This window comes from Desulfosediminicola ganghwensis (genome assembly GCF_005116675.2).
GTDB classification, from domain to species: Bacteria; Desulfobacterota; Desulfobulbia; order Desulfobulbales; family Desulfocapsaceae; genus Desulfopila; species Desulfopila ganghwensis.
The window spans coordinates 5,069,832-5,088,882 of sequence record NZ_CP050699.1; the positions used below are offsets into that span (position 1 = coordinate 5,069,832).

14 protein-coding genes and 5 tRNA genes are annotated in these 19,051 nt (G+C 47.9%); all 19 read right to left on the minus strand.

Features of this window, described 5'->3' with window-relative positions; genetic code table 11:
* Nucleotides 1-5 precede the first annotated feature (5 nt).
* The 19 genes from fusA to qmoC all read right to left on the minus strand — a co-directional run bounded on the left by fusA (nt 6) and on the right by qmoC (nt 18,940).
* A complete protein-coding gene (fusA, locus tag FCL45_RS21915; protein WP_136798085.1) occupies nt 6-2,084 on the minus strand; it encodes an elongation factor G in 2,079 nt (692 codons plus the stop codon).
* Between the two features lie 75 nt (nt 2,085-2,159).
* Entirely contained in the window at nt 2,160-2,633 is a 474-nt protein-coding gene (rpsG, locus tag FCL45_RS21920) for a 30S ribosomal protein S7 (protein WP_136798086.1), read from the minus strand.
* A gap of 32 nt (nt 2,634-2,665) precedes the next feature.
* The gene (rpsL, locus tag FCL45_RS21925; RefSeq protein WP_136798087.1) at nt 2,666-3,037 is read right to left on the minus strand and encodes a 30S ribosomal protein S12; all 372 of its coding nucleotides are present in this window, start codon (nt 3,035-3,037) and stop codon (nt 2,666-2,668) included.
* Between the two features lie 164 nt (nt 3,038-3,201).
* Nucleotides 3,202-7,248, minus strand: a complete 4,047-nt coding sequence (gene rpoC, locus FCL45_RS21930) for a DNA-directed RNA polymerase subunit beta' (RefSeq protein ID WP_136798088.1) — start codon at nt 7,246-7,248, stop codon at nt 3,202-3,204.
* A 120-nt stretch (nt 7,249-7,368) separates the two neighbouring features.
* Nucleotides 7,369-11,448, minus strand: coding sequence for a DNA-directed RNA polymerase subunit beta (gene rpoB / locus FCL45_RS21935; RefSeq protein ID WP_136798089.1), 4,080 nt, complete (start codon nt 11,446-11,448; stop codon nt 7,369-7,371).
* Between the two features lie 405 nt (nt 11,449-11,853).
* Nucleotides 11,854-12,234: a 50S ribosomal protein L7/L12 gene (rplL, locus tag FCL45_RS21940; RefSeq protein ID WP_275942944.1), complete on the minus strand. Its 381-nt coding sequence runs from the start codon at nt 12,232-12,234 to the stop codon at nt 11,854-11,856.
* 53 nt (nt 12,235-12,287) lie between these two features.
* A complete protein-coding gene (gene rplJ, locus FCL45_RS21945) occupies nt 12,288-12,815 on the minus strand; it encodes a 50S ribosomal protein L10 (RefSeq protein ID WP_136798090.1) in 528 nt (175 codons plus the stop codon).
* Nucleotides 12,816-13,031: 216 nt separating this feature from the next.
* Nucleotides 13,032-13,736, minus strand: a complete 705-nt coding sequence (gene rplA, locus FCL45_RS21950; protein WP_136798091.1) for a 50S ribosomal protein L1 — start codon at nt 13,734-13,736, stop codon at nt 13,032-13,034.
* Between the two features lie 73 nt (nt 13,737-13,809).
* On the minus strand, nt 13,810-14,235 hold the full coding sequence (gene rplK, locus FCL45_RS21955; protein ID WP_136798092.1) for a 50S ribosomal protein L11: 426 nt from the start codon (nt 14,233-14,235) through the stop codon (nt 13,810-13,812).
* Nucleotides 14,236-14,325: 90 nt separating this feature from the next.
* On the minus strand, nt 14,326-14,859 hold the full coding sequence (gene nusG / locus FCL45_RS21960; RefSeq protein WP_136798093.1) for a transcription termination/antitermination protein NusG: 534 nt from the start codon (nt 14,857-14,859) through the stop codon (nt 14,326-14,328).
* A gap of 88 nt (nt 14,860-14,947) precedes the next feature.
* The gene (gene secE / locus FCL45_RS21965) at nt 14,948-15,199 is read right to left on the minus strand and encodes a preprotein translocase subunit SecE (protein ID WP_136798094.1); all 252 of its coding nucleotides are present in this window, start codon (nt 15,197-15,199) and stop codon (nt 14,948-14,950) included.
* 94 nt (nt 15,200-15,293) lie between these two features.
* Nucleotides 15,294-15,370 (minus strand) — tRNA-Trp (locus FCL45_RS21970).
* A gap of 8 nt (nt 15,371-15,378) precedes the next feature.
* Entirely contained in the window at nt 15,379-15,528 is a 150-nt protein-coding gene (gene rpmG / locus FCL45_RS21975) for a 50S ribosomal protein L33 (protein ID WP_136798095.1), read from the minus strand.
* A gap of 72 nt (nt 15,529-15,600) precedes the next feature.
* A complete protein-coding gene (gene tuf, locus FCL45_RS21980) occupies nt 15,601-16,791 on the minus strand; it encodes an elongation factor Tu (RefSeq protein ID WP_136798096.1) in 1,191 nt (396 codons plus the stop codon).
* A gap of 58 nt (nt 16,792-16,849) precedes the next feature.
* Nucleotides 16,850-16,925, minus strand: a tRNA-Thr gene (locus FCL45_RS21985).
* A 28-nt stretch (nt 16,926-16,953) separates the two neighbouring features.
* Nucleotides 16,954-17,029: transfer RNA gene (locus FCL45_RS21990), tRNA-Gly, on the minus strand.
* 33 nt (nt 17,030-17,062) lie between these two features.
* Nucleotides 17,063-17,147, minus strand: a tRNA-Tyr gene (locus tag FCL45_RS21995).
* Nucleotides 17,148-17,228: 81 nt separating this feature from the next.
* Nucleotides 17,229-17,304, minus strand: a tRNA-Thr gene (locus FCL45_RS22000).
* 436 nt (nt 17,305-17,740) lie between these two features.
* Complete coding sequence (gene qmoC / locus FCL45_RS22005) at nt 17,741-18,940, minus strand: quinone-interacting membrane-bound oxidoreductase complex subunit QmoC (protein WP_136798097.1); 1,200 nt, start codon at nt 18,938-18,940, stop codon at nt 17,741-17,743.
* Between the last annotated feature and the right edge of the window lie 111 nt (nt 18,941-19,051).

Sequence of the window (19,051 nt, forward strand, 5' to 3'; positions counted from 1 at the left end):
TGGACTTAGATCCCTCTGATTTTTTTAATAATTGCCTCTGCCTTGGCAGCGGGTACTATATTATATTCCAGGAATTGCATTGTGAAATTTGCCCTTCCCTGTGTTGCCGACCTCAGTGATGTCGAATATCCGAACATTTCGGCCAACGGTACATGGGCCTTAACGTTCTGCAGATCACCTTCAGCCTCTACACCGACAATCTTGCCGCGCTTACTGTTTAAATCAGCAATCACGTCACCGATGTAATCTTCCGGGGTCAAAACAATCAAATCCATAACCGGCTCTAACAGTGCCGGCTCAGCCTCCGCGGTTGCCCTGCGAATCGCCATGGAAGATGCTACCCCAAATGCCATATCCGAAGATTCGTCTTCATGATATGACCCGCCGCATAATCGTACTTTTATATCTGTAAGCGGGTAACCAATCAGTGGGCCGGAGTCAAGACTATCGCCAACTCCCTTTTCAATAGCTCCCAAAAATTCGGTCGGGATCTGTTCTTCGTCAACGGCGGACTCAAACACAAACCCTTCACCCTGGGCCAGCGGTTCAACTTCGAGAACCACATGACCATACATACCTTTAGCACCAGTCTGTTGGTCAAACTTGCCTTCGGCCTGGCACGCCTTGGTAATGGTCTCCTTATAGGCAACCTGTGGTGTACCGACCTTTGCACCGACTTTGAACTCATGAAGCAGTCGGTGAACAATTATTTCCAGGTGAAGTTCCCCCATACCGGAAATAATTGTCTGACCCGTGTCACTATCTGTTGAGATAGTAAATGACGGATCTTCAAGGGCGATTCTTCGGAGAGACTCAGCCAGTTTTTTCTCTTCCGCCTTAGTGCTTGGTTCAATGGCAACCCCAATCACCGGATCCGGGAAATCCATGCTCTCAAGCATGATGTAATCCCCCTTCTCACAAAGCGTATCACCGGTGGTTGTGAACTTCAAACCAACAATGGCGCAGATATCACCAGCTACGACCTCTCGTACCTCTTCGCGTTTGTTTGCGTGCATCTTGAGAATCTTGCTGACCTTCTCCTGCTTTTTCTTAGCCGGATTGAAGACCTTATCCCCCACAGCCAGTTTACCGGAGTAAATTCTGACAAAGGCGAGATTCTCAACAAACGCATCGCTCATCAGCTTGAATACCAACCCGGCGAAAGCTTCATTGGGGTCGGTTTTCCTGGTGACCTCTTCCCCGTCCTTATCTATTCCGTCAATAGCCGGAACATCAAGAGGTGAAGGAAGATAGTCGACCACTGCATCGAGCAGAGGCTGGACACCTTTATTCTTAAACGCACTCCCACACAACACTGGTACGAGATCCAAACCCAATGTTGCCTTTCTGAGAGCGTTATAGATCTCAGTCGCAGATACTTTCGTATCACTCAAGTATTTTTCCATGACATCCTCATCGAAGTCGGCCAACTTCTCGAGGAGTGCCATACGTGCGGCCGTGAAATCATTAGTGTATTCGGCAGGAATATCTTTCTCTACAACTTCCTGACCAAGAGTGTGCTCTGTAAAGGAGAGCATCTTCTCTTTAACGAGGTCTATCACCCCTTCAAACTCGGCTTCAGCGCCGACGGGGATCTGGATTGGAACCGCGTTGGCTCCAAGCCTGCCCTCTATCATCGAAACACAACGTTCGAAATTAGCCCCGACGCGGTCCATCTTGTTAACGAACGCTATTCTCGGGATATGGTACTTGTTGGCCTGCCGCCATACAGTCTCTGACTGCGGTTCGACACCGCCTACGGCACAAAATACTGCGATCGCACCGTCAAGCACCCGCAGGGAACGTTCGACCTCAACTGTGAAGTCTACGTGACCCGGCGTATCGATGATGTTAATTTTTTTATCATGCCAGTAACAGGTCGTTGCTGCCGAGGTAATGGTAATACCTCTTTCCTGTTCCTGCTCCATCCAGTCCATAACGGCTGTGCCTTCATGAACTTCGCCTAACTTATGCGAACGACCTGTGTAATAGAGTATGCGCTCTGTGGTCGTTGTCTTACCAGCATCGATGTGCGCCATGATGCCGATATTACGGACGTCTGTCAGCTCAACCTGGGTTGCCATCGCCCTCCCTCAAATAAAGAAATTAAGTAAGTGCTGATGCCAACCCATAGCATCGCTCGATGTCGTCTATCTGCCCTACCAGCGGTAGTGGGCAAAAGCCTTGTTGGCTTCAGCCATACGATGCGTATCGTCACGCTTTTTAACAGCCGCGCCACGATTATTGTATGCATCGATGAACTCTGCAGCAAGCTTCTCAGACATAGACTTGCCTGAGCGAGACTTTGCGAAGCCGATAATCCAGCGGATTGCCAATGCGTTTCTACGGGTCTGGCGAACTTCCATCGGCACCTGGTAGGTAGCACCACCAACACGGCGGGACTTAACTTCTACCTTAGGCCGAACGTTCTCCATTGCTCCTTCGAAGACGTTGATAGCATCATCATCCTGCACTCTACTGTCAACGAGATCCATCGCATCGTAAAAGATACGCATTGCGAGGCTCTTCTTACCACGCTCCATCAGACCGTTGGTAAACTTACTCACCAGCACGCTGTTGAAACGAGGATCAGTGTCGATCGGACGCCGACTAATTACTTTTCTACGAGACATATTAATTTTTCTCCATCAGGCCCCGCCCCCCACTAGGAAGGACGCTTGGCTCCATACTTTGAACGACCCTGACGCCTATCGGAAACACCAAGGGAGTCGAGGGTACCACGTACGATGTGATAGCGAACACCAGGAAGATCTTTTACTCTACCGCCACGGATCAACACAACCGAGTGCTCCTGCAGATTGTGTCCGATACCCGGAATGTAGGATGTTACTTCAATACCGTTTGTAAGTCTTACCCTGGCAACTTTACGAAGCGCTGAGTTTGGCTTTTTCGGTGTAGTAGTGTAAACCCTTACACATACACCCCTTTTCTGCGGAGAACCTTTCAAGGCGGGAGTGTTTGTCTTCTTGACAATCTTCTTTCTGCCACGCCTAACGAGTTGGTTAATAGTTGGCATTGCGTCTACTGCTCCTGTTTGAATAACAGTTAATATATAATTTCTGACAAACCAGTTACGGATCTCGCCACTAAAAATTTTGCACGAAAGAGATGATATTTACCCTAACGCCATTGGAGTGTCAAGACCAAATAGTACTTCAACCTAAATTTAACATGCTTTAGCTACCGACCGTCAAGACCAGTACCGGCAGAAATTAACCGGCCCATGATGACATTCTCCTTAAGTCCGGCAAGTTCGTCAACTTTTCCGGCCATAGCCGCATTGGTCAGAACTTTCGTGGTCTCCTGGAAGGATGCCGCCGAGATAAAACTCTCGGTTGACAGTGAAGCCTTTGTTACACCGAGGAGCAGAGGTTCCGCTACCGCAGGCATCAGTCCTTCGCTCATCAGCTTATCACGCTCTTCTTCAAACTTCCACCACTCGACCTGCTCACCTATCATGAACTTAGAGTCTCCTGCGGAAGTAATCATTACGCGCTTCAGCATCTGGCGTACAATGACCTCGATGTGCTTATCATTGATTTTAACACCCTGCAGACGATATACTTCCTGAATCTCATTCACCAGGAATTTCGCCAGCTCTTTGACACCCAGTACGCTGAGGATGTCGTTGGGAACTACGGTACCCTCCATCAGGGGTTCACCAGCCTGCACATAATCACCTTCGTGCACGATGATATGCTTGGATTTCGGTACCAGGTACTCTTCGGACTCACCATATTCAGGGGTAACTACAACCCTGCGCTTGCCTTTCAGTTCCTTACCGAAACTTACCCTGCCGTCAATCTTGGAGATAACCGCAGGCTCCTTTGGCTTACGAACCTCAAACAGCTCTGCAACCCTTGGCAGACCACCTGTAATATCCTTGGTTTTAGAAGATTCCCGTGGAATCTTACCAACAATAGTACCTGGCTGGATCTCGTCACCTTCGTTAACTGAGATAATAGAACCAACCGGCAGGCTGTAACGGGCATGCACTTCTGAATTCGGAAGCTTCAGGGTTTTGCCGCGTTCGTTCTTTACAGAAACACGCGGGTTGAGTTGCGCGCTGCTGCTGGAGTGAGTGATAACCTTGGAGGACTTACCTGTTACAGGATCAACTTTCTCCTGCATGGAAATACCTTCAAGTACATCACCGTAGCGGATAATACCACCGACCTCTGAAACGATCGGAATGGTATAGGCATCCCAGTCGGCCAGGATGGTACCCGGCTCAACCTCTGCTCCTTCAGCAACGAGAAGCTGCGCACCGTAATTCACTTTGAAACGCTCGCGGTCACGCTCAAGTTCGTCCACAACAACAATTTCTGCGTTACGGTTCATTACGATCTTGATGCCCTCGGCATTCACAACGGAGTGCAGATTCCTGAATTCTACCTTACCACCACGTTGAGTCTGAATCTCGGCCTGTTCAACAGAACGAGATGCAGTACCACCGATATGGAAGGTACGCATTGTCAGCTGTGTACCAGGTTCACCGATGGATTGTGCAGCGATAACACCAATCGCTTCGCCTCTGTTCACCATATGTCCACGGCCGAGGTCTCGACCATAGCACAGTGCACAGACACCGCGTTTGGAACGGCAGGTAAGCACCGAGCGAATCATGACACGGTCGATACCCGCTTCATTGATTTCCTCGATTTTACTCTCGGTGATCTCTTCACCAGCTTCGACTATAGTGTCGTTGGTGTAAGGATCAACCACGTCCTCCAAGGCAACACGTCCGAGAATTCTGTCACCAAGTGGTACGATAACTTCACCGCCATCCAATAGCGGCTCGGCTTCGATACCATCCAGGGTGAGGCAATCGCTTTCGACGATGGTCACTTCCTGGGCCACATCAACCAGGCGACGGGTCAAATAACCAGAGTTCGCAGTTTTAAGCGCGGTATCCGCAAGACCTTTACGGGCACCGTGAGTAGATGTGAAATACTCGAGTACGCCAAGCCCCTCACGGAAGTTCGCTTTAATCGGGGTCTCAATGATCGCACCGGAAGGTTTGGCCATCAGACCACGCATACCAGCCAGCTGCCTGATCTGGTCGCGGGACCCCCTTGCGCCGGAGTCGGCCATGATGAATACAGAGTTAAAGCTTGGTCCTTCCTCGATCTCGCCGTCTTTGTTGGTGAAAGATTCGACTTTAATCTCATCCATCATCTCGTTGGCGACATCTTCGGATGCCTTGGACCAGATATCAACAACCTTGTTATACTTCTCACCAGCAGTAATCAGACCGTCATTGTATTGCTGTTCTACATCGAGTACATCACCTTCTGCCTGCTCAACGAGTTCCACTTTCTTTTCGGGAATTCTCATATCGTCGATGCAGATAGAGATACCGGCACGGGTTGCATACTCATAGCCAGTATCTTTTAGGCGATCGGCAAGGATAACTGTATCCTTGGTTCCGGCTTTACGATAGGTGTAATCAATAAGGGCGGCAAGAGCCTTCTTACTCATCACTTTGTTCATCTCTACAAAGGGCACAGACTTCGGTACAAACTCCGCGAGCACGATCCTACCCATGGTAGTATCAATGATCTCGCCGTTCTTTCTGATCTTTACTCGCGCCTGCAGATCAATTTCGCCATAATCATAGGCGATACGAGCCTCGTCCTCATTAGAGAAGACCTTGCCCTCACCCTTGGCGTTGATACGTTCACGGGTCATATAATAAAGACCGAGAACAATATCCTGAGACGGAATAATGATCGGCTCGCCATTGGCTGGAGAGAGGATGTTGTTGGTGGACATCATCAGAACACGAGCTTCCACCTGGGCCTCAACAGACAGTGGTACGTGGACCGCCATCTGATCGCCATCAAAGTCAGCATTGAAGGCGGCACAGACCAGTGGATGAAGCTGAATAGCCTTACCCTCGATCAATACTGCCTCAAAGGCCTGCATACCAAGTCTATGCAGAGTAGGCGCGCGGTTGAGGATTACCGGGTATTCGGTAACAACCTCCTCCAGTACGTCCCATACCTCCTTAACCTCTTTCTCCACCATCTTTCTTGCACTTTTGATGGTGGTAACGAAGCCTTTTCTCTCAAGCTTATTGTAAATAAACGGCTTGAACAGCTCCAATGCCATCTTCTTCGGAATACCGCACTGATGCAGACGCAGGTGAGGTCCAACAACAATTACTGAACGACCTGAATAATCTACACGTTTACCAAGAAGGTTCTGGCGGAAACGTCCCTGCTTACCCTTAAGCATATCGGCCAGGGATTTAAGCGGACGCTTGTTGGCACCTGTGATGACACGGCCTCTTCTACCATTATCGAAAAGGACATCCACAGCCTCCTGCAGCATACGCTTCTCGTTACGGATAATGATATCAGGCGCATCGAGTTCAAGCAGTCGCTTAAGGCGGTTGTTACGGTTAATTACACGGCGGTACAGATCATTGAGATCTGAAGTCGCGAAACGACCACCCTCCAGAGGTACCAGCGGACGAAGATCCGGTGGAAGAACCGGGATAATTTCGAGAATCATCCACTCAGGCTGATTACCGGAATCGCGGAATGCCTCAACCACGAAAAGGCGCTTACCCAACTTCTGACGCTTGGTCTGAGAGTTGGTGTTGGCCATCTCCTCGCGTAGCTGTGCGGCAAGCTCAACGAGACGTGTAGCCGAAAGCAGTTCACGAATAGCTTCTGCGCCTATACCTACCCGAAACTGTGCTGGATACTCTTCACGGGCCTGACGGAATTTTTCTTCGGTAAGAAGAGAACCAACCGGAATAGCCTCGGTTTCGGACTCGACGACAGCATACTGCTCGAAGTAGAGAATCTTCTCGAGCTGCTTTAATGTCATGTCAAGAACCGCACCGATCTTACTCGGCAGACTCTTTAAAAACCAGATATGTGCAACAGGTGCAGCGAGTTTGATATGGCCAAGACGTTCACGACGAACCTTGGACTGAATCACCTCAACGCCACATTTTTCACAAACGACACCGCGGTGCTTCATGCGCTTGTACTTACCGCAGTTACACTCGAAATCTTTGACCGGGCCAAAAATCTTGGCGCAAAAAAGACCGTCTCTTTCTGGCTTGAACGTTCTATAGTTAATGGTCTCCGGCTTCTTAACTTCACCGTGTGACCAATCCATTATTTTCTCTGGTGAGGCCAGCGAAATTCTAACGCTTTTAAATTTAGTAGGGGCTTTCGGTTTTTGAAAAAAATTGAATAATTCTTCCACGAAATCACCTCTCCCTCATATTTTAGGATATGCCCGGCGACCAAGTCGCCGGACCTTGAAGAGATTTTCCTTCAAAACTGCTATGCAGTGTAGTCTTATGCCTGGGATCAATCAGTCAGTTCATTCTTCGATCAATTCCATATTCAGACACAACCCCTGCAATTCCTTCACCAGAACATGGAACGATTCAGGCAGACCTGTGGTGAGGAAGTTGTCACCTTTGACAATTCTCTCGTACATGGTGGTTCGCCCTTCCACGTCATCAGATTTTGCTGTGAGAAATTCTTTAAGTGTATAGGCAGCTCCATATGCTTCCATTGCCCATACCTCCATCTCACCAAGTCTCTGTCCACCAAACTGCGCCTTACCACCAAGCGGCTGCTGAGTGACCAGGGAGTAGGGCCCGGTGGAACGAGCGTGAATTTTATTATCTACAAGGTGGTGCAATTTGATCATGTACATCGCACCAACAGTCACCTTATTGGCAAACGGTTCACCCGTGAGGCCATCATAAAGCTGTGCCTGTCCCACCTCGTCAACACCTGCCTCTACAAGTAGTTTTCTGATATGCTCTTCCCGGGCGCCATCAAATACCGGGGTAGCCATATGTAACCCCTCTCTGTGTGCCCAGGCCCAGGTGATAAGTTCCTGATCAGTACGGCCTTCGGTGATTGCCTTGTATTCTTTCTCGGAATAGACAGCTTTCAGTTTTTCCCGAATCAGTTCTACAGCCTGTTCCTTGACCATTTTCTCAAGCTGCGCCCCAAGCCTTTTAGCAGCAAAACCGAGGTGAACTTCAAGCACCTGGCCAACGTTCATACGAGAAGGTACACCAAGCGGATTCAGGACTATATCCACGGTGGAACCGTCCTGGAAAAACGGCATATCCTCTTCGGGGAGAAGGCGCGAAACAACACCTTTATTTCCGTGGCGGCCAGCCATCTTATCACCAACAGAAAGCTTACGTTTAGTCGCAACGTAGACTTTAACCATCTTGACCACGCCAGGAGGAAGATCGTCACCTTTCTTCATCCTGTCGATAATGCCTTCATACCTGTCTGAAATAAGACGAGCCTGTTTTTCGTAACGTTCGTAGGCCTGCTCAACCAGATCTTCGTATTTCGCTCTCTCAGAGAACTCGATGTGGCGAAGCTGCTGAAAGCCGATGGCGACAGCCATATCCGCCTCAATCTTCTTGCCCAGTGCGACAACCAGCTCACCATCTGCGTCGAAAATATCCTTCTTGGCGGTTCGGCCTTCGATAAGTAGCCCGATCTCACCACATACACCGCGTCTGAGACTGCTCAGTTCGTCGAGTTTATCCTGGTTGAGTTTTTCAATCTCAAGATCCTCGATCATCAGGGACCGCTCATCCTTATCGACACCTTTACGTGAGAAAACCTTGGCGTCGATGACGACTCCGGTCACTCCTGGTGGCACACGCAGAGAGGAATCCTTCACATCCTGAGCTTTTTCCCCGAAGATTGCTCTCAGCAGCTTCTCTTCCGGTGAAAGTACGGTTTCACCTTTCGGGGTGACTTTACCCACCAGAGTGTCGCCGGCTTTCACTTCAGCTCCGATACGGACGATACCGGACTCATCGAGGTTTCTCAGAGTCTCTTCACTGACATTCGGGATATCGCGGGTGATTTCCTCTTTGCCAAGCTTGGTGTCCCGGGCCATGGTCTCAAAAACCTCGATATGTACCGAGGTAAAGGTATCCTCCCGCAACAACCGTTCGTTGACAAGGATTGAATCCTCAAAGTTGAAACCGCGCCATGGCATGAAAGCGATGGTAACGTTTTTACCAAGCGCCAGTTCACCAAGTTCACATGATGGACCATCCGCAAGCACTGTACCTTCGGTAACACGTTGTCCCGGCAGGGCCAGAGGTCTCTGGTTAAAGCAGGTATTCTGATTGGATTTCTTATATTTCTCGAGACGGTACACGGCAACACCGGTATCATAACCGTCCACACCAGGCTTATCGTAGCGTATCACGATACGGTTAGCATCCGACTCTTCTACCACACCTTCACCGGCTGCAAGCAGACATGCCCCGGAATCGCGGGCTACATAGCTCTCCATACCAGTACCGACCAGCGGTGAACGGGTTATGAGCAGAGGTACAGCCTGTCGCTGCATGTTCGAGCCCATCAAGGCACGGTTAGCATCATCGTTTTCCAGAAAGGGGATAAGCGATGTGGCGACGGAAACGAGCTGGTTTGGCGCGATATCCATGTAGGTGACGCTGTCGGCATTTGCGGTGACAACCTCACCTTCCTCCCGAACAACCAGATTTCCTTCGGCAATTTCCTTATCACCACCTTCCTTCATCAAGGCCGGGGCGATAATCTGATTCTGCTCCTGCAGTGCACTCAGATATTTGATCTGGTCAGAAACGATTCTGTCATCAACCTTGCGATACGGAGTCTCAATGAAGCCGTATGGGTTAATGCGCGCATATGTTGCAAGCGAGACGATCAGTCCGATATTCGGCCCCTCAGGAGTCTCAACGGGACATATACGTCCGTAGTGTGTCGGATGTACGTCACGAACTTCAAATCCTGCACGTTCGCGGGAAAGACCACCCGGTCCGAGCGCTGACAGACGGCGCTTATGGGTCACCTCGGACAATGGGTTGGTCTGATCCATAAACTGGGACAGCTGGGAGGTTCCGAAGAACTCCTTGATGGCAGCAGAGATCGGCTTGGGATTGACCAGGTCATGTGGCATCAACGTCTCGACATCCTGAAGAGTCATTCTCTCCTTGATGGCGCGCTCCATTCTGACCAGGCCCATGCGGTACTGGTTTTCAACCAGCTCACCTACCGTACGAACTCTTCTGTTACCGAGATGATCGATATCATCTACAGCACCCTGGCTGTCTTTAAGACGAACAAGATATTTAATCGATTGGACAATATCTTCTTTGGTAAGAGCACGGTTTTCGATATCGATATCGAGACCAAGTCTGGCGTTGATCTTGTATCGACCTACTTCCGAGAGATCGTAGAGATCTGCGTTAAAGAAAAGATTGTCAAAAAATCCCTGAGCAACCTCAATGGTTGGAGGACTTGATGGACGAAGTCTTCTATAGATTTCGAGAAGTGCTTCCTCGCTTGAAGCGACCTTATCAACCGAGAGGGTCTTGGAGAACGATTCGGAGTACTTAACACCATCAATGAACAATGTCTTGAACGAGGTGATACCGGCTGCCACGAGAGTCTGGAGAACTGTTTCCGTGATCTCGGTGTTACAAAGTGCAAGCGGTTCCCCATCCTCAGGGTTGAGGATAGTCTCAGCCAACACCTTACCGGTAACCGATTCGACGGAAATACGCAGTTTGCTGATTTCATCCGTAGCAATCCGCTTCGCCATGGCCTTACTGATCTTACGGCCCGTCTTGGCTATAATCTCGCCATCAGCAGGAGACACCAGATCGTACTCAAGCCGTTGGCCGAGCATGATCTCCGGATCAAAATCAATAAAGAATTCCTCTCCCTCGATGCTTACGTTGCTGATAGGGTAGAACTCACTCAGCAGGGATTCTGCATCGTAGCCGATCGCTTTCAAGAGAGTAGTAACCGGAAATTTACGACGCCTGTCGATACGAACGTGAAGAACGTCCTTAATATCGAATTCGAGATCAATCCAGGAACCACGTACAGGGATAATACGGGCAGAGTAGAGCAGCTTACCACTGGCGTGAGTTTTACCGTTATCGTGGGTATAAAACAGACCTGGTGAACGCTGCAACTGCGAGACGATAACTCGCTCTGTACCATTAACTACAAAAACACCATCGGCGGTCATCATAGGCAGTGAGCCGAGAAAGACCTCCTGCTCTTTGATATCGCGAATGGTTTGAACACCGGTCTCCTCGTCTACATCAAAAGTGATGAGACGAACGACAATTTTCAGCGGGATCTCATACGTCATGCCCCGTTGCTGACATTCTTCAACGGTATATTTTGGCTCACCAAATTTATATCTGACGTATTCGAGGGAACAGAGTCCGTTAAAGTCGTTAATAGGGAAGACACTCTTGAAAATCGCCTCTAACCCGATGTCCTCTCGATCCTCCGGCTCAGTGTTAATCTGCAGGAATTCCTCATACGATATTCTCTGCATTGAAATGAGATGAGGTGGCTCGATGATGTTGTCGGCCGTGGCAAAGTTCTTTCTAACTCGTTCCATAAATTATCCTCGAGGTTGCCTGTAATTTGTTACAAACTACTTAGCCCAGTCTGATTTCTAAAAATGATGGTTCAGCGTTTAGCTGAACAAAAAGGAAGTGATTAAAGTTTAGGATTTGAGTATGAATTATGCGAAATGATAACTTTCGGGTAGTTCGTGTTAAGAATAAGCAGACTTTCGGTAAAAAAAAGCGATATTGCGGGACTGAACATACCTTTTCTCCTCTTTTATTTGTTTACTCAAATATAGAAACGGCAAAGATACATGTTTAATCGCTTGTAATTACTGAACATTTTTTTCGAATTTTTCGTACAGTCTAAAGCACGACACGCTACGTGGCAAAGCCCGTAGCGTGTCGTGTGTACCGATTGCAACCGCCGAAGCGTTTGCTTGCAAGTAAGTGGACTACTTGATCTCTACAGTACCACCTACAGCTTCGATCTTGGTCTTGATCTCTTCGCACTCATCCTTGGAAGCAGCCTCTTTCAACGGAGCAGGTGCACCCTCAACCAGAGCCTTAGCCTCTTTCAGACCGAGACCGGTGATAGCGCGAACTTCTTTAATAACCTTGATCTTCTGATCTCCAGCAGCCGCCAGAATAGCGTCAAACTCAGTTTTCTCTTCTGCAGCAGCACCAGCATCTGCAGCACCACCGGCAACTGCAACAGCTACAGGAGCAGCAGCGGAAACACCGAATTTCTCTTCGAACTCTTTGATCAGTTCGGAGAGCTCGAGTACAGACATGTTGGAAATAAACTCAATTACATCTTCTTTAGTAATGGACATTATAGAATACCTCGTTCAGAATTTTTTAACAATTCGTCTCAATTAATGATAATTTAGGCGCCAGCCTGCTCTTTCTGCTCTTTGAGAGCGTTCAGTGCATAGCCAAAGGTACGTGGAACTCCGGTGAGTACCTGGACAAGTCCGGTAGGTACACCGTTGAGTACGGACAGGAACTGTCCAAGAAGTACTTCTTTGGATGGCAGCTTGGACAGAGCAATAATTCCGTCCAGTTCAAGTTTCTCTCCTTCGAGAGCACCACTTCTGATCTTGAACTTCGCATGGTCTTCGGCAAATTTGGCAAGCACCTTTGCAGGTGCAACCGGATCCGAGTAGGCCATGATAACTGCGGTGGTTCCGACGAAATCGTCACTCAACGCGGCATTATCAGTATCAGCGGCAGCTCTTTTCAGGAGAGTGTTTTTGGCAATGCGAATCTCAGAATCACTCTTGCGTAATTCCACACGCAATTCTTGTAACTCAGAGACCTTCAAACCACAATAGTCGGCGACAACAGCAAAGCTAGCCCGGCTGAACGAGTCGTTCAATTCCGAAACTACCGTCGCTTTTTCATCACGATTCAAAGTGCTCCTCCCTATATAGAAGTTTTAATAGTTTTCGAAACAGCAGCTACAACGCTGATACGAACAAAAATGGTTACCCAATTTTGTCCATGTAGTAAGGCTTACGCCTTGCGTCTCGGCAGGTCACACCCTGATCGGCATGATTAAACACTTGTGTACCCGCTGTCTTCGACCAAAAAGAGCATCAACCTGATGATTGATGCTCCGTCCAAAAATTTACTTAATCATTGCCCTGATTTGCACAGGGTCGAGTTTAACGCCAGGTCCCATTGTTGTGGAAACAGTGATAGACCGGAGATAAACTCCTTTACTCGCTGAAGGTTTCAGCTGAATAATTTTCTCAATAAATGCGGTAACATTCTCGATTACTTTCTGTTCCCCAAAGGAGGTTTTACCAACGCCTGCGTGAATGATACCAGACTTGTCTACTTTGAAGTCAACCTTTCCGCCTTTAATATCTTTGACAACATTGGCGACATCGAAGGTTACAGTACCGAGTTTTGCATTCGGCATAAGGTTACGTGGTCCGAGAATACGACCGATTTTACCAACAGTTCCCATCATGTCTGGAGTAGCAACTGTCTTATCGAACTCGAGCCAACCACCCTGGATTTTCTCAACAAGGTCGTCTGCACCAACAAAATCAGCACCCGCTTCTTTCGCCTCGGCCTCTTTAGGACCTTTAGCGAAAACCAGTACTCTGGTAACCTTACCGGTACCATGTGGCAGAACAACAGAAGAACGGATCATCTGATCAGCGTGACGCGGATCTACTCCGAGCTTCATTGCGATGTCGAAGGTTTCGTCAAATTTAGCATAGCTCATAGAAAGAGCTTTTTTGATACCTTCTTCCAGAGAGTAAAGAACACTTTTATCTAATGTCTCAACTTTATTTTTATAATTTTTTCCGCGTTTCGGCATGATGCCTCCTACTTTGACAAAGCTAACAAGCTCAGTCAGCAGTGATTTTATGCAAATCTTTTGATTAACTTAATTAATCTACTACAGTTATTCCGCAGCTACGGGCAGTACCTTCAACGATTTTCATCGCTGCATCGATATCGTATGCGTTCAGGTCAGGCATTTTGATTTCCGCAATTTCGCGAACCTTGTCACGACCGAGCTCAGCTACACGCTCTGCTTTCGGATTACCGGAACCTTTTTGCAGGTTTGCTGCCTTGAGCAACAGAACGGATGCAGGCGGGGTCTTGGTAATATAACTGAAAGACCTATCCTGGTACACAGTGATAACAACCGGAACGATTGTATCGCCGAGACTCTGGGTCTTTGCATTAAATGCCTTGCAGAACTCCATGATGTTCACACCATGCTGGCCCAGTGCAGGACCTACTGGCGGAGATGGGTTCGCTTTACCTGCAGGAATCTGCAGTTTAATGAATGCCATTGCTTTTTTGGCCATTTTTTCACTCCAACTAACAAGCTGTTTTCTATTTTATGCAATCCAAGATTAGATTGCCGCAGCTACGAATGGTATCGGTCTAGCTGCCTGTCAGGTATTGCTGACTTGAACAAACTCCAACTCAACGGGTGTTTCACGACCGAAGATAGATACCATAACGCGAACACGGCCTTTCTCAGGAAAGACCTCGTCAACAACGCCTTGAAAGTTAGCGAACGGTCCATCGATTACACGTACCGTTTCACCCACATCGAAGATGACTTTCGGCCTCGGTCTATCTGAGCCGTCTTGGATTCGACCTATAATTTTTGCTGCATCCTCGTCGGATATGGGGACCGGATTGCGATCATCGCCGACAAAGCCGACTACTCTTGGCATGTTCTGGTGAATTGTATGCCAGGTCTGATCGTTCAATTCCATGCTAACAAGCATATAACCAGGAAAGAACCTACGTGATGAGGTCTTCCTGGATCCCTTGATCATCTCAACTACCTGTTCTGTCGGTACGAGAATTTCGCCAAAGTACTCTTCGAGTCCTTCTTTACGAATCCTCTCTTCGAGGGTGGTCTTAACCTTGTCCTCAAACCCGGAGTGAACCTGAAGTATGTACCATTGCCTTGCCATGAGTCAAATTTTTCCTCGAGTGTTTGAAAAAAGTTGGAGCAGTTCTATCAGCCTGGTCCGTCCTATCAAACTGGACCCCGGAATCATCCTATCGCAAGAGAGACGAAACAAGTTTACCGAGAAGAAGATCAACAGAACCAAGATACGCCGCCATTACAAATGTAAGCACAACTACGATTCCAGTCAGACCCAAGGTCATTTTTTTGTCCGGCCACACTATCTTGCCGAATTCAACCTTTACTTCTTCAATAAATTTTTTGATTTGAGCAGGTGCGAATGGTGATGGCTCCTTAACCTTAGCCACTGCATCAGTCTTTTTAGTCTTGGGTTTACCTGCCATATCATTATCCGAGAAGAGATTTACCTAGTTATTTCCAGCAAATAGAGGTCAAAAAAACTACGTACACCAAACACAAAAACACCTGCCATAAAAATGGCAGGCCAGGAGGGATTCGAACCCCCAACCCCCGGATTTGGAGTCCGGTGCTCTACCAATTAGAGCTACTGGCCTGTGTTTCGTTACTTAGTCTCCTTGTGCGGAGTATGACTCCGGCAGAAAGGACAATACTTCTTGAACTCAAGTTTGTTCGGAGTATTTTTCTTGTTTTTTGTGGTCGTATAGTTACGACGTTTGCATGTACCACATGCAAGGGTGACTATATCTCTCATTCTGATCTTCCTATGCGAAATTTACCCTGCCCGAATATACCCGAGGCAGGGTAAAATATTCTTGCGCCGCTACTACTTAACGATCTTAGATACTACACCGGCGCCTACGGTTCTACCACCTTCGCGAATTGCGAAACGGAGACCCTCGTCCATGGCAATAGGGGTGATCAGTTCTGCGGTAACAGATACATTATCACCTGGCATAACCATCTCGGTACCCTCTGGAAGGGTTACAATACCGGTAACGTCAGTTGTTCTAAAGTAGAACTGTGGACGATATCCGTTGAAGAATGGAGTATGACGTCCACCCTCGTCTTTACCGAGAATGTAACACTCTGCCTCAAAATTGGTGTGAGGGGTAATAGAACCTGGCTTGGCAAGAACCTGGCCACGCTCAATTTCTTCACGCTTAACACCACGAAGGAGAGCACCGATGTTGTCACCCGCCTGTCCCTCATCAAGGAGCTTACGGAACATCTCTACACCAGTACAGGTGGTCTTCTGGGTCTCTTTGATACCGACGATCTCAACTTCCTCACCAACCTTGATGATACCACGCTCTACACGACCGGTAGCAACGGTACCACGTCCGGAGATAGAGAATACATCTTCGATCGGCATCAAGAAAGGCATATCAACATCACGCTCTGGTTCTGGCACGTAGCTATCTACTGCGTCCATGAGCTCCCAGATGCAAGCTGCCTTCTCTTCATCTTCCGGATTCTCAAGTGCGAGAAGGGCAGAACCCTGAACAAACGGAATATCATCACCAGGAAACTCATACTTGTCGAGCAGCTCACGGAGCTCCATCTCAACGAGTTCGATAAGTTCCTCATCGTCAACCATGTCACACTTGTTCAGGAAGACAACGATAGCCGGAACACCTACCTGGCGAGCGAGCAGAATATGCTCACGGGTCTGAGGCATAGCACCATCGGTTGCGGCAACAACCAGGATCGCGCCGTCCATCTGAGCCGCACCGGTAATCATGTTCTTGATGTAATCAGCATGGCCAGGACAATCAACGTGAGCGTAGTGACGTTTATCAGTCTCATACTCTACGTGAGCGGTCGCGATGGTAATTCCACGCTCTTTCTCTTCTGGCGCTTTATCGATCTCACTGAAGTCAGTAAAAGATGCCTGACCTTTAGTAGACAAAACGCGGGTAATAGCTGCAGTCAGTGTGGTTTTACCATGATCGATGTGACCAACAGTACCGACATTGACATGCGGTTTAGTCCTTTCAAATTTTTGCTTTGACATATCTCTTGTCTCCTCAGGCCGTTGAAAGTTTTCTTATTCAATAGTATTCAAATAAAACTGGAGCCCACGACCGGATTTGAACCGGTGACCTCATCCTTACCAAGGATGCGCTCTACCAACTGAGCTACGTGGGCACCTAAAACTACTTCTGTATAGACAGCATGGAGCGGGAAACGAGACTCGAACTCGCAACCCTCAGCTTGGAAGGCTGATGCTCTACCAATTGAGCTATTCCCGCTCTATCTTAAAGTCTTCTACCATGCTGAAAGGATGGTGGAGGGGGGAGGATTCGAACCTCCGAAGGCTGAGCCGACAGATTTACAGTCTGTTCCCTTTGGCCACTCGGGAACCCCTCCTCGCTATTGAGCGCCTGAATAAAAGACAGGCACCTATTTATACCCTTCACAGCACTTTGTAAAGTACTTTTTATTTTTTTTTGGAGCTGGCGATGGGACTTGAACCCGCAACCTGCTGATTACAAATCAGCTGCTCTGCCAATTGAGCTACGCCAGCTTACAAAGCACGGGAATATACACTTTCGGTATTGTTAATTCAACCTCTTTTTTCCATTTCTTTGTCTTTTTTTATACAAAAGTTCCTGCCCTACACTCAGCCAGCATGTGAGAAAAGCGATTTTACAGCAACTTGCAAAACCCATATAGAGTCAAAGGCAATTATCGCTTTATGAGCTTTTTTTTTCAAGTGCTGAGACTGTGAATCCCGGCACCCTGTAAACATGCCACTGTTGAAGTACCGGACAACGGTACAACTTCACAAGCAATGGTAAGACCCTATTGCGATCCAGTCCAGTCCTGAGTTGCATTCTATTAATTTTTTTTATGCGCTTTCCAAACGCAAACCGCTCCACCTTCACCGCTAAACGCAAGAAGGCCGATCCCTGTCACAGGAATCGGCCTTCTTCTTATGCCATTAGCCATTAGCGCTAATCTTACAGCTCATTAACGTTTTTTGCATAGCTACTTTCGCGATACTTCTCAAAACACATCGCTGTGGTTCTGTAGGCGATATGTGCGAATTTGGTGTATGGCAAATACAGGAACAGCATCATTACCGATACGAGATGCAGATAATACACGATATAGCCAAGGGTAGGGAGACCAGCGAGACGAATAAGCTCAGCTCCAAGACCGGTTATACCTACTGCCATGATTTCCCAGATCAGGAACCAGTCATAGAAGGTATTGCTTGCCTCACCTTTTTTCTCCATTTCCTTGCGGTTGTTCCATAAAACCCAAATACCGTAGAGAAGAGCAACGGCAGAAACATTAGCAAGAATTTTGAACGGATCAATCAGGGAGAGTGGTCCGTGGAGGTGTGGCCAGATAAGCCCCAGCACATCGTTCTTGAACAAGGACCAACAGGTAACTATAAACAGTCCGATGAAGGCCAGCACAAGAGGCAAATGACCTTTTACACGGTCTGTGTTCACTGTGCACTCACGAAACCGGCTGTGCTTCATGGTTTCCACAAGCGATGGCCAAAGGAAATCCTGAAAAAATCCTACTACAGATGGCCTGAAGTTGGAGCTAATTCCAGCGTTGCTGCTCATCGCCTTCCACATCTTGGTGATTCCCATAAACAATGAGAACACAGCTAAGCCCAGCGAAGGCACCATAAAGAATACGATAAAAGCAATATTCTTTGCGTACCACCTGAAGTCCCAGTGACCAAAGAACTCCTGATATCCTTTCTTGGCAAACTCTTCAGTGCTTGGAATATGCATCGCACCAGAAAGAAACCAGAAAATAAGGATGATAACTGCAGGAATACCAATCAACATCGGCAGATTCTTTGCACTTGTGCAAAGCTTAGCCAGACCGGCTGGCCAACCGTAGAAGGTATAGGCAAAGGAACGAATTGCACCAAGTACCTCACCTGGCTTGGCACCACGTGGACAGTTAGCGGTACAATCACCACATTGGTGACAGAGAAACACATCGGGATCAGCAACGAGATTTTCTTTCATACCCCATTGGGACCAAATCATTTCCTTTCTTGGAAATGGTTTCTCATCACTGGAAAGAGGACAAGCAACAGAACATGTTGCACACTGATAACACTTTTTTAAAGTGTCACCTCCAGCCTCTTTCAGAGATCGTATAAATTGTAAATCCGGTTGAACATTCATTTTTCCCCTCCTGTTATATTATCAAAAACTACAAATCATGATCTCATGAAATTACTAAACTCAAACTCCGAGTATTCCTCAAACCGCGGAGAGCAAGCCCCCCGCGGAACG